Raw genomic sequence first — 13,016 nt, 5'->3', positions numbered from 1 at the left:
AAATACGGTGACCAGAATATTCAAGTATCAGATACTTAGGTGGCAGGTGTAAATTTACAGTTGTTTCATCTTTTGCTGTAGGAACACCGTACGCATGAAAATCAGCCTTTACAATAAAAATGTCATCAACAGGACATGAAAGCAAATCTGAAAAATCAGAAGGTAAATTAAAAACTACATCTTTAACAATAAGTTTTTTAGATCTAATCTGTTTTGCTCTGCATTTATCCCACAATTTGATATATAAAGCTTTAAGCTGGCTCAGTTGACCGCTGTCGTCCGCAATAAAAGTTGGAACCTGAACTGATTCTTCATGATAAACAGAAATATCTACCCAACGATTTTCCTTAGGTAGAAGTTTAGTACCAGTTACAATAAGAGAATTTTTCTTATTAAAATCAATAGGCAAGGTAGCATCACTAACTACTTGCTTTAAAGCTATATTTACACCACTTTCATAACGATCATCATGCTTAACATCAGCATGATGATATGAGTCGTTATTGCACTTATCTAAAGATAAATACACTATCTTTGCCATAACACTCCTCCTTTCTCTTATACATTCATTGAAATGCTATCATGCTGATCACACGTTCGCAAGTCAAGACGCTCTCATAGCAACAAAAAAGCCGCTCCAGCCCCAAAAAACTGAAACAGCTTATAAAAAAGCATCTACCTAATCCAACCCTACTTCAACGTCCTACTAAGCTCCAGAATATACTTCTTTAAAGCATCACGGGTCTCGGGGTGTTGCAAACCATACTGGATCGAGGTTTCAAGATAACCTTCCTTGTTGCCTACATCGAAGCGCTGACCCTTGAATATATGAGCGAAAACGCGTTGAGTCTCATTCATCTTGTCGATTGCGTCGGTCAGTTGAATCTCGCCGCCGCGACCAGGCTTCTGGTGTTCCAAAATATCGAAGATCTCAGGAGTTAACAAATAACGTCCAATAATAGCCAAATCACTTGGTGCCTTATCAACTGCTGGCTTTTCGACAAAACTTTTAACGTTGTACAAATCGTCAGCAATCTCACCTTCTGGTGCAATCACGCCATACTTAGAAACTTCCTTGTGTGGCACCTTCATGACAGCCAAAATTGGAGCGTGAGTCTTGTCATAATCATTGATCAGCTGCTTAGTCAAAGGAGTCTTATCCTTCATCAAGTCATCGCCAAGCATAATCACGAATGGCTCGTTACCAACGAAGCTACGTGCACGGTAAACTGCATCCCATTCCCTAAGCCAGCCGGATGTGGTTGACGGGTGTAGTACAAATTAACGCCAAGATCAGTGATCCCCTCGGTCAACTTAAGCAACTCTGACTTACCGGTCTTTTGCAACTCAAGGCTTGAATCGTCGGCTTGTCCACAATTGTCCGCTTTTTCTTAGGCAATGCCTTAATTTTTGACCAAAAATGCGTACTTAATTCAGCCACAGGGATGACTGCTTTTTTACTTTTATATTTTTCTCTCCTTATATCGATCAACTTAATAATTATATTTTATTTCTCAAAATATTATATTCTATCTCTACTTACATTTGGTGTATCTGATAAAAAGATTTTTTAAAGCTGTAGTCCCAGACATTCCTGTAAATTATTTACTTTCATATACATCCATTTCTCAAATCTAGAAAAGACTAATTGACGTAAAAACTCGAGACCGTAAAATATTTTGTGTAAGGATGAATATTTCCTTAATTTTATTTCCCTGAATATTAGAAAAAGGAATCCTTTTCCCGTATGATTGATTTGAACGAAAAACATACTAGAAAAGAGATTCCTTCATGAATGATTTTACCAAAGATATGGCTAATGCTCTATTCAATCAGGATAAAATTAATGATTTATTTAGACAAAAGCTCCAACAGGCTGTCAATGACCTGCTTGAATCCTTATGAGCACGATGGCTGGAATACCGGAAATTCTAGAAATGGTGCTTATTACCGCAAGGTTGATACGCAATTCGGACAAATATAAATCAAAGTTCCTAGAGACAGAAACGGTGAGTTTCATCAACACACTATGCCAGATTATAAAAGGCATACTGATATTTTAGAGCAAACTGTTATCAAGCTCTATTCCAAGGGCGTCACAACCCGAGAAATCGCTGATTTGATTGAGAAAATGTATGGCGGCTATTATTCTTCAGCTATGGTTTCCAATATTTCTAAAGAAATGATTCCCAAAGTTGAGGCATATCATCAGCGACATCTGTCAGATAAGTTCTTCTGCGTTTATCTCGATCCCACCCATATTCCTCTTAAGCGGGTCACTTATGAGCGCTAAGCAGTTTATATCGCCATCGGTATCAAACCTAATGGTCATAAAGAAGTGATCGACCACTGTATTGCGCCTACTGAAAATATTGAGATTTGGAGCGAAATGCTCAAAGGCTTCAAGAGTCACGGCCTTGAACAGGTAGAACTCTTCTTGTCTGACGGAGTAGTTGGCATGAAAGAGGCTATCTGCCAGTCCTATCCTAAAGCGCATTTTCAACGCTGCTTGGTACACGTCATGCGTAATATCAGTGCCAAAATGCGGGTTGACGATCGACAAAAAGCACTGGATGAATTCAAGCAGATTCATACTCAGTCAAACAAAGAAATGGCTGTACAGGTGCTGCATGAATTCTATCAAAACTGGGAAAAAGCCTACAAAAACGTAGTTAGAGATCTTAGACAGGTTGAGCCTGATCTGTTAACCTTTTACAACTATCCGCCAGCTATTAGAGCTTCAATTTACTCAACTAACATGATTGAATCCTTTAACAACAGGCTTAAGCGGAAAACCAAGCCTAAAACAGAATTTCCAACTGAGCAGTCGCTTGACACCTTTATTGGAGTTCAGGCAATGGATTACAATGACCGTTACTTTAACAGGATTCATAAAGGATTTGGGCAAGTTCGAGACACCCTAGAATCCTATTTTGATTAAAAGATAAATAAAAAAGTCAATCAACGAGAGAGATTATTTACACAAACTTCTTGACAGTCTCCAAAAGAAGAATTTGAGAAATATTTATAATTACTAGTTAGTTATAACTTTTGCTTATAGTAAATGTTATAATAAAGGTCCTTGGCAGGGGCACTAAAGTCGATTTAAATTAAATCGGCTTTTTTCTCACTCTTTTTATGAAAGCGCTTTTATTATAATGAATTCTATGTTAAAGTAAATGGTGTAAAGGATAATATGAATTGGAATAAACATTATGATGTTTATTCTCCAGATAAGGAGATGGCTTATTATGACAGCCACTATTGGAATTACTTTTTTAGCACTTGAACTAATTGGGGTCTTTGTTTTAACTGCTGTTACTCCAGATTAGCTATCATTACAAATGCAACACTCCTAGAATAATTTTTGCACATTGTTTTAAAACCCTTAAATGTAACAAAAAACAACCAATGTCTGCATGACGACATTGGTTGTTTTTGTCTTATTCAATTTTAACCATGGATGTGAAACTTAACCAAAATATTTTCGATTCGACTACCCATAATCTTTTGGGCTAAATCCGTCTTCAATGCAGCAAAGCCATAAAAGGCAATACCGACACTAACAGATAAAATTACTAAAAGCAGAGCCGTAATTCTATGATCTGGATTCAAGAACTTGCCTAAACCCATTTCTACCAATTTAACAATCAAGAACATCCCGATTGAAAATGCAGTGATTCCGATTAATCTGCGGCTGGTTCTATTCAAATTGAAATCATATTGTACTTCCAAGTGTTTAAGTGATAAAAGCACAATTACTAATAAACCAAGATTAGTAGCAACTAGTGGTCCGTAGATCTTGAATAAAAAGATCATTGGGAACTGCAAGATCCCTTTTAGAATTAAACCTAAGACTAAATATTTAATAGCCAGGCCATTTTCTGATAAACCTTGCAAAATTGCCATTAACACCGTGAACAAACCCAAGCTAATTGCAGTAAATGCAGATAAGTAAAGCACTTTACTACCAAGTGGATCTGGACCATAAAAGACGGTATAAATTGGTCTACTAATAGCTGCCATCCCAAATGCGGCTGGAATCATTACGAATAAGAACAAGTCCATCGTATTCGCAATCTGTCTAGAAATGCTTCTGAAGTCGCCCCTTGTATGCGCTGCTGATAAAAGCGGAATTGCAGTTACCGCCATCGCACTAGCCAAAGAAACGATAATCATAATTAACTTGTTAGCATTCAAACCAAACAGTGCGTACCAGTCTTCAATTGTATCTGAGCTAGCGTGAACCAAACCAGCAATCATTGGGTGGAAAGTATATTGGTCAACCAATGAGAACAATGTAATTCCTGAATCAATAATGATAAATGGAATAGCCTGTTCAATAATTTCCACAAATAATTGTGTGGTTGAAACTCGCAGACGATTATTGGAATGAGCAACTAAGCTATCTAGCTGCTTTTTTCTTGAAAATAAGAACCAGACAAGCAAGCCGATACCAAATGCGGCACCAATTGCGGCAGCTAAATTAGATTGAATAACTGCGTGGACATATGAACCATGCTGCACTTGCATAATTACAAAGGCAGTTAACAGCATCCATACCACACGCGCAAACTGCTCCACAAATTGCGACATGGCACTCGGCATCATATCCGCGTAACCCTGGAAATATCCACGCATGATACTCAAAATCGGAATAATCAAAATGGCATAAGACAAGCTACGCATAACCGCAACCTGTCTCGGATCGCTTTGACTCCCATTTGACGCCAAAAGCGGCGAGACAAAATACATAATCGTGGCCGATACGACACCTAGGATTGCCATTAGGACTAATCCTCTATGAAATAGCTTACGTCCAATACCATATTCGTTTAGCGCATTGTACTTGGCTACCTGCTTGGCAATTGCACCGGGAATTCCAGCAGTCGAAATTAGAATAAAAATGGTATAGATATTATAACTTCGAGCCGTCAACGCATTAGCAATATTCCCATATGCACCCATCCATGCATACCATGGAATGATATATAGCGCACCTAGAATTCTTGAAGCAATCGAACCAAAGGTCATCCATGCGGAGCCTTTTAGAAACGTATTTTGTGTATCTTTGCTATTTAAGTTATTTTCTTCTTCCATGAATTTTCCCTAATAAGAAGTATTAACTAATTAATTATCACGCAATTTAAGCGATAAGTATAAAACTTATTGTTCTTTTAGGAAAAACTTAACTTATTTAGCTACGATGTTAACGATCTTGTTTGGTACGACGATAACTTTCTTAACGTCCTTGCCTTCTAAGAATTTTTGAACGTGTGGAAGTGTCATAGCTTGTTTTTGAACGTCGTCTCTGTCAGCATCCTTAGCTGCTTGGAACTTGCCACGAAGCTTACCGTTGACTTGAACCATGATTTCAACAGTTGATTCAACTAACTTAGCTGGATCGTAAGTTGGCCACTTAGCGTAAGTAATTGATTCATCATGACCAAATACTTGCCAAATTTCTTCCATCATGTGTGGAGCAACTGGCGCCAAAAGCTTAACGAAGCCTTCTGCGTATTCCCGTGGAATAGTCTTAGCCTTTTGTGCAGCATTGATGAAGACCATCATTTGAGAAATAGCAGTGTTGAAGTGAAGTGCATCAAAGTCTTCAGTTACCTTCTTAACAGTTTCAGCGTAAACCTTATCAAGTTCGCCATCGTTCTTATCAACAATGCGTTCTTGAGGAATTGCCTTAAGGTCAAGGTCGTTAACGAATAGACGCCATACACGGTCTAAGAACTTCTTAGTTGAAGCTGGACCATTGTCGTCCCAGTCGATTGATGCATCAAGTGGTCCCATGAACATTTCGTACATTCTAAGTGAGTCTGCACCGTATTCATCGATCACGTCATCTGGGTTAACGACGTTACCCTTAGACTTAGACATCTTTTCGTGATTCTTCAAGATCAAACCTTGGTTGTACAAACGTTGGAATGGTTCCTTGGTTGGAACAACACCCAAGTCGTAAAGAACCTTGTGCCAGAATCTTGCATAAAGAAGGTGACGAACGGCATGTTCTGCACCACCGATGTAAAGGTCAACTGGAAGCCATTGCTTAAGCAAGTCGTAGTCAGCTAATTCTTTATCATTGTGTGGATCAACATAACGAAGGTAGTACCAACTTGAACCAGCCCAGTTAGGCATAGTGTTGGTTTCACGCTTACCTTTTCTACCGTTCTTATCAACAACGTTAACCCAGTCAGTCAAGTTAGCTAATGGACTTTCTGGAGTACCTGATGGCTTAATGTCAGTTGCATGTGGCAAACGAAGTGGCAATTGGTCTTCAGGAACAAGAGTAGTTTCCCCATCTTCCCAGTGAATAACTGGAATTGGTTCACCCCAGTAACGTTGACGAGAGAAGTCCCAGTCACGAAGCTTGTAGTTAACCTTCTTTTCACCACAGTTGTGGTCTTCAAGCCAGTCAACCATCTTCTTCTTAGCGTCTTCAATGTTTAAGCCGTTTAAGAATTCTGAATTAATGTGTGGACCATCTTCAGTGAAGGCTTCCTTAGTAATGTCGCCGCCTTCAAGTACTGGATTAATTGGTAAACCAAACTTAGTAGCAAAAGCGTAGTCACGATCATCATGAGCTGGAACAGCCATAACCGCACCAGTACCGTAACTTGCCAATACGTAATCTGAAATCCAAATTGGAACTTCCTTGCCGTTTACTGGGTTAATTGCGTAAGCACCAGTAAAGACACCAGTCTTGTTCTTGTTCAAGTCAGTTCTTTCAAGGTCTGATTTTGATTCAATCTTCTTGATGTAGGCATTAACTTCGTCTCTGTGTGCATCAGTAGTAATTTCTTGTACCAACTTGTTTTCTGGAGCAAGAACAGTGTATGAACAACCGAATAAAGTATCAGGACGAGTAGTAAAGATATCGAAGGTCTTGTCGCTGCCCTTAATCTTGAAGGTTACTTGAGCACCAACTGAACGGCCGATCCAGTTTCTTTGCATTTCCTTAACTGGTTCTGGCCAGTCCAAGCCATCAAGGTCTTCCAAAAGACGGTCTGCATATGCAGTCATCTTAAGCATCCATTGACGCATGTTCTTACGGTAAACTGGGTAACCACCACGTTCAGTCTTACCATCGATAACTTCTTCGTTAGCAACAACAGTACCTAAATCTGGTGACCAGTTAACTGGAACTTCGGCTTCATATGCTAAGCCATTCTTGTACATTTGTTCAAAGACCCATTGAGTCCACTTGTAGTAGTTAGGGTCTGAAGTGGTAACTTCACGGTCCCAGTCATATGAGAAACCTAACTTGTTCAATTGACGCTTGAAGTTAGCAATGTTGTTCTTAGTAACAACTTCTGGGTCTTCCCCAGTCTTCAAAGCGTATTGTTCAGTTGGTAAACCAAATGCATCCCAACCCATTGGGTGAAGTACATTGTAGCCTTGTGCACGCTTCATTCTAGCAACAATATCAGTTGCAGTGTAACCTTCTGGGTGACCTACGTGAAGTCCCTTACCAGATGGGAATGGAAACATGTCCAATGCGTAATAATTATTTTTATTGGGATCAGTACCTGTCTTGAAGGTATCATGCTTTGCCCAATAGTCTTGCCATTTCTTTTCAACAACTTTGTGGTTATACAAATTTATTCTCCTTTGCAAAATAAAACGCCCTATGAACTAAATCATAGGACGAAACAATCGCGGTACCACCTAAGTTCCACAAAAAATGTGACACTTAATTATGCTCCTTAACGCGGATGGCAACGATAGGCTCTTATACCAGGCTAAGTTCACAATTCCGTTTTGAGACTTCGCAGCTACCAGCCTCTCTCTGAAAAAACATCCTTGTTACTGCTTCCTGACCTTTATTTTCTTATAGATAATGATTATAATTTACCACAAATGCTAAAAATTACAAGAGGAGAGTATTTTTTTGATTAATACAGAAAATCCACCAAAGGACACCTTAATACCTGGTGCCATCTTTGTGGTCATCTATGCTGCGTGGGCAATTTTAGTTTCATCGAGCTCACAGTTTATTCATAGTTTCGACAACGCAGTAATTAACGTGGTTTGCAACACAAATCCCGCTAACGTAGCTTTTGCCAAAACTTTTACTAATTTAGGTAATACCAACGTAATCACGATTGAAACGATTATTTTATTCATCATTTTAATCGTCTTTAAACAATATGCCTACGCGTTTTTCACCGCGGGAGTAATGATCTGCGCTAACGGTTACAATTGGATTATCAAGCATGCCGTTCAACGACATCGTCCACTTGTCCACCACCTGGTTTATGCGGATGGCTACAGTTTTCCATCTGGTCACTCAGTTGGTAGTGCGGCTCTGTTCGGCGTTTTGATTATTTTGACTATTTTGCTAGTGAAAAGTAAATTTTGGAAAACTTTGTTGATTATCATTTGGGCATTATTCCCACTCATGATTGGCTACACTAGAATTTTCGTTCACGTTCACTACCCATCAGATGTATTCGGTGGTTGGATCGAAGGAATTACCTTTGTATTACTCGGTTATTCATTCTTATACCATTTCTACATTGAGCCAAAAATGATGGATCGAAAACGAAAATAATGCATTAAAAAAACAAGCATCAAATTGATGCTTGTTTTTTTGTTACTCATGTTTAATTTTACGGTCTTTATACGTTTGGTTTAGCAAAATTGAAATTAGGATAACTATCATGGAAACAATATAGACTGCTTTCAAACCACCTAAAAGCACTTGACGCAATTGTGGTACAACACTGCTTGCCAATGTCTTAGCGTTTTCTGCAGAAACAATTTTGTTCATCATTGCTTGGGTCAAGCCTGGATGTTTAGCCAGGCCTTTAGCTACCATAGTATTAAATGCAATACCGTAAACGGAGACCATCATTGTTTGACCTAGATATTTCATTAGGGTATTAAATGATGTGGCTACTCCGATATCGTCTTTTGGAACCAATACCTGTGAACGCACTTGGGAAGCTGTTGTAATTGCACCAAAGGCAGTTCCGTTGAAGGCGGCCACTATGCAAAATACCCAAAATGGAGTATATATTGGCACCAAGATTAAAACCAGATCTGCCGCAACCAAAATTGCCAGCATATAATCATACGTTTTCTTGATACCCCAGCGACCTAGCATCCCGCCAATCAAGAACGAACCTACAATCCACATTAATGAACTAGGCGTTACAGCAAATCCTGCAAGTGAGGCATTAGTACCATTAATTCCTTGCATCCAAGTTGGAATATAAAATTCAAATCCAATAACTACACCAGAAATAAGTAGCGTAATATTGTTTAATGCAAAGAACTCCTTGTCTATCAGCATCGAGAGTGGCATTATTGGATCCGCTGCGCGTTTTTCTGCTCTAAAGAATAGAATTACAGAGATTACAATCAAAACGGCTAGAGCGGCCATAACTAGCAAATTCATGTTACTGCCAAGATCCTGCAAGAAGAACATTAAGGCCAAAAGCAATAATACTAACCAAATGGTTCCCTGCAAATCCAATTTTGAACTAGATTTATGCTTAGGCTCTCTCAAATACACTAGTACTAATAAAAACGCAATGATTCCTATTGGTACATTGATATAAAAGACCCAGTGCCAAGACAGGTGTTGCACAATAAAACCACCTAAAAGCGGAGCAATAACTGAGGCCACTCCCCAGAAACCAGAGTTAAGACCCAACATTTTAGCGCGTTTTTGCAAAGTATAAAGGTCAGCGATAATGGTGATCGCAACTGGCTGAACCGCCCCTGAACCTAATCCCTGAATTACTCTAAACAATATCAGTTCAATCATGTTTTGTGCTAGGCCACACAATGACGATCCAATGACAAACAATGCAATTCCAAACAAAAAAACTGGCTTTCGCCCAATGCTATCCGCCAGTTTTCCGTATAAAGGAGTCGAAACAGCCGTCATCAGCAGAAAGATCGATACAACCCAGTTCATAATTTCTAGCCCATCAAGGTCTGAAACTATTGTAGGCATTGCAGTAGAAACGATCGTTCCTTCAATAGCGGTCATAAATGTTGTCATAAAAATCGCAAGCGTGACTATAGGCACGTTTGTTTTTTTCATTTAATTTACTCCTCGAATATTTTTATTGATGATCTTTAATATAATCAAGCAAATCTTGAGTCTTATCGGTCTTTTCCCATGGTAAATCGACATCTGTTCTGCCAAAGTGACCATATGCAGCAGTTTGTTCGTAAATAGGACGACGCAAGTTAAGCATCTTGATAATGCCGGCTGGACGAAGATCAAATACGTTGCGAACTGCTTCGGTTAAAAGTTCATCGTCAACTTTACCTGTGCCAGCAGTATCGATCATGATTGATACTGGGTGAGCTACACCGATGGCATATGCAAGTTGTACTTCACAACGATATGCAAGACCTGCTGCTACGATGTTTTTGGCAACGTAACGGGCAGCGTAACTAGCACTACGGTCAACCTTTGTTGGATCCTTACCTGAGAAGGCACCACCACCGTGACGAGCGTAACCACCGTAAGTATCAACGATAATCTTACGACCAGTTAAACCAGAGTCACCTTTAGGACCACCGATAACGAAACGACCAGATGGGTTAATCAAAAACTTAGTCTTTTCATCCAAGTATTCAGCTGGAATAACTTCCTTAATTACTAAGTCGATCATTGCACGGCGAATTTCTTCATTTGAAACTTCTGCATCGGTTTGAGTAGAAATAACTACTGTGTCCACACGGAGTGGTTTATTATTTTCATCATATTCTACAGTAACTTGAGCCTTAGCATCTGGACGAAGCCAATCTAAAGTATGATCTTTTCTAAGTGCAGCTACTCGTCTCATCAAGCGGTGAGCAAGTGAGATTGGCAATGGCATAAGTTCAGGTGTTTCCTTAATAGCGAAACCAAACATTAAGCCTTGGTCACCAGCACCGATTTGGTCCAACTCATCCTTATCAGACTTGTTTTCTCTAGTTTCAAGTGAGTGATCAACACCACCGGCGATATCTGGTGATTGTTCATCGATATCAACCATTACGGCACAGTTGTTACCATCGAAACCTAATTCAGGACGATCATATCCAATCTTCAAGACGGTCTTGCGTACGACATCTTGAATGTCGACATATGCATTGGTAGAAATTTCACCAAATACGAAAACCATACCTGTAGTTACGATCGTCTCACAAGCTACGTGTGAGTTAGGATCCTTCTTAAGCATCGCATCCAAAATTGCATCTGAAATTTGGTCAGCAACCTTGTCTGGATGTCCTTCAGAAACTGATTCTGAAGTAAACAAACGTCTTTCCATATTAGTCCCCCTATATAGACATTGGCTATTCGGTTACAAGGCATCTTCATTAGCTAACAACTAGTGAATCCTCTCAGGACTTGAACCGATAAAATTATTACTTTCGTTCGCTCTTTTGCATAAAAAAAGACTACCGCCTCTGCGGTAGTCCCGAACGATGGAGGATACAGGGCTCGAACCTGTGACCTCCTGCTTGTAAGGCAGATGCTCTCCCAGCTGAGCTAATCCTCCATAAGTGACCCGTACGGGATTTGAACCCATGTTACGGCCGTGAAAGGGCCGTGTCTTAACCACTTGACCAACGGGTCATATCTCTTAATCAAGAGTACTCTATTATAATAACTAATTGAGTTTCAAAAGTCAAGAACTTTTCTAAATCTTAGTTATCTGAGTGACATCTCAATCACAACGTTTATTATATTACTAGATAACGTAGTAATATGCAAGGGTTATTTTGAAAAAATATCAAATAATTTTTGATAATTGCCACGCATCCATTCGTAATAGCTTGTGCCATTAGGCATGGTCTCTCTCACCTTCAAGACAGGGATCTGATTTTGGTTAGCTAATTTAACCATTCCATTGACAGTGCTGCTTGAAGCTTGAACATTATTAACGAAGAAAGAAATCTTCTTATGCTTAATGGATTGCTGCATATTATGAACTACCTGTGCACTAGGGTCCGTCTCATTCTCTACGGCCTCTTCAAAGGCAGTATTTCCGATCTTAAAGCGGCAACGTTCAAGAGCATAGTCAAATACCGGCTCACTGACAAATACGGGCTTAGAGTGCTTTCCATCAATTTTAGCAGCAAGCTCCTTGATATTCTGAATTTTCTTTAAATAGTTTCGGCCATTTTTTCTAAAATATGCCGCATTCTTTGGATCAATCTGGCTTGCCCGTTTCACAATGTAATTTACATATCGTTTAGGCATATCCAAGTTATACCAAATATGCGGATTATCGCCCTGCTTTAAGCCCATAAGTTGTTCACCAACTTTGGTCACATGAATATCATTCGAATCAGCTAATTTAGTCATCCAATCATCGTAACCCAAGCCATTAGCAATTACGATATTCGCGTTAGCTACTTCTTTAGCAGAATTGGTAGTAGGTTCAAAATCATGAGGATCAGTGTCGCCATTAGTAATAATAGCTTGAACTTCTCCGTGTTTACCTACGATATTTCTGGCAATATTTGCATAGATATTAGTTGAAGTTACAATATCTACTTTATGATTTTTAGTATTTGCTTCTCTTTTTGTAGAACATGCAGTTAGAGTTAAAACTATCCCTAATAAAGTCGTGATTAATAAAAATACTTTCTTTAACTTCATGTCATCTTCGCTCCTTTTAGAACCATTATAAAGGATTGTTCATATTATATGAAGGTAAAACAAAAACCGCCTTAGAATTCTTCCAAGACGGTTCTTTTAACCCATTACGGAGTGTGAGGGATTTGAACCCTCGATACAGGTATAAGCCCGTATACATGATTTCCAATCATGCTCCTTAAGCCACTCGGACAACACTCCATAAAAAGTACTCCGGCTGTCAGACTCGAACTGACGACATCTTGATTAACAGTCAAGCGCTCTACCAACTGAGCTAAGCCGGAATATTAAAAAAGAGCACGGCAGCTTCCTTTCCTCGCAGGCAGTTGCCCACCAACTACTTTCGGCGTTAAGAAGCTTAACTTCTGTGTTCGGCATGGGAACAGGTGTATCC

7 protein-coding genes, 4 tRNA genes, 1 rRNA gene, 2 pseudogenes and 1 riboswitch are annotated in these 13,016 nt (G+C 39.3%); of the genes and pseudogenes, 2 read left to right on the top strand and 12 right to left on the bottom strand.

Annotated features, from left to right (window positions below; all coding sequences use genetic code 11):
* On the bottom strand, positions 1–541 hold a 541-nt coding region (locus WS44_RS07435), incomplete at its 3' end, for a hypothetical protein (protein WP_046433886.1).
* 149 nt (positions 542–690) lie between these two features.
* Positions 691–1,483 (bottom strand): annotated as a pseudogene (locus WS44_RS07430) (UTP--glucose-1-phosphate uridylyltransferase).
* Between the two features lie 308 nt (positions 1,484–1,791).
* Between WS44_RS07430 and WS44_RS07420 the strand changes: the two are divergent.
* A pseudogene (locus WS44_RS07420) lies at positions 1,792–2,941 on the top strand (IS256 family transposase).
* Between the two features lie 512 nt (positions 2,942–3,453).
* Here WS44_RS07420 and WS44_RS07415 read toward each other — a convergent pair.
* Both WS44_RS07415 and leuS read right to left on the bottom strand, forming a co-directional pair.
* Positions 3,454–5,100 carry a polysaccharide biosynthesis protein gene (locus WS44_RS07415; RefSeq protein WP_046433884.1) on the bottom strand — a complete coding sequence of 549 codons (1,647 nt, stop codon included), beginning with the start codon at positions 5,098–5,100 and terminating at the stop codon, positions 3,454–3,456.
* Positions 5,101–5,193: 93 nt separating this feature from the next.
* On the bottom strand, positions 5,194–7,608 hold the full coding sequence (leuS, locus tag WS44_RS07410) for a leucine--tRNA ligase (protein ID WP_013438505.1): 2,415 nt from the start codon (positions 7,606–7,608) through the stop codon (positions 5,194–5,196).
* A 292-nt stretch (positions 7,609–7,900) separates the two neighbouring features.
* On the opposite strand from leuS, the gene WS44_RS07405 reads away from it, so the two are divergent.
* Entirely contained in the window at positions 7,901–8,563 is a 663-nt protein-coding gene (locus WS44_RS07405; RefSeq protein ID WP_013438506.1) for a phosphatase PAP2 family protein, read from the top strand.
* Between the two features lie 42 nt (positions 8,564–8,605).
* On the opposite strand, the gene WS44_RS07400 is transcribed toward WS44_RS07405, so the two are convergent.
* The 8 genes from WS44_RS07400 to rrf form a co-directional block, all read right to left on the bottom strand.
* The gene (locus WS44_RS07400) at positions 8,606–10,066 is read right to left on the bottom strand and encodes an MDR family MFS transporter (RefSeq protein WP_013438507.1); all 1,461 of its coding nucleotides are present in this window, start codon (positions 10,064–10,066) and stop codon (positions 8,606–8,608) included.
* 22 nt (positions 10,067–10,088) lie between these two features.
* Entirely contained in the window at positions 10,089–11,288 is a 1,200-nt protein-coding gene (gene metK / locus WS44_RS07395; protein WP_013438508.1) for a methionine adenosyltransferase, read from the bottom strand.
* Positions 11,286–11,379: riboswitch (SMK box riboswitch) on the bottom strand. Its footprint overlaps the gene before it by 3 nt.
* A 67-nt stretch (positions 11,380–11,446) precedes the next feature.
* Positions 11,447–11,519, bottom strand: a tRNA-Val gene (locus WS44_RS07390).
* A 5-nt stretch (positions 11,520–11,524) separates the two neighbouring features.
* A tRNA-Glu gene (locus WS44_RS07385) sits at positions 11,525–11,596 on the bottom strand.
* A gap of 141 nt (positions 11,597–11,737) precedes the next feature.
* Positions 11,738–12,625 carry a zinc ABC transporter substrate-binding protein gene (locus tag WS44_RS07380; RefSeq protein WP_013438509.1) on the bottom strand — a complete coding sequence of 296 codons (888 nt, stop codon included), beginning with the start codon at positions 12,623–12,625 and terminating at the stop codon, positions 11,738–11,740.
* Positions 12,626–12,732: 107 nt separating this feature from the next.
* Positions 12,733–12,823, bottom strand: a tRNA-Ser gene (locus tag WS44_RS07375).
* A gap of 10 nt (positions 12,824–12,833) precedes the next feature.
* A tRNA-Asn gene (locus tag WS44_RS07370) sits at positions 12,834–12,906 on the bottom strand.
* A gap of 13 nt (positions 12,907–12,919) precedes the next feature.
* Positions 12,920–13,016: ribosomal RNA gene (gene rrf / locus WS44_RS10085) — 5S ribosomal RNA — on the bottom strand; the annotation flags it as partial.

It is taken from the genome of Lactobacillus sp. N54.MGS-719, from assembly GCF_000980505.1.
Classification (GTDB): domain Bacteria; phylum Bacillota; class Bacilli; order Lactobacillales; family Lactobacillaceae; genus Lactobacillus; species Lactobacillus amylovorus.
Note: the sequence above shows the minus strand (reverse complement) of the source record. Positions and strands in the feature narration are given on the sequence as shown.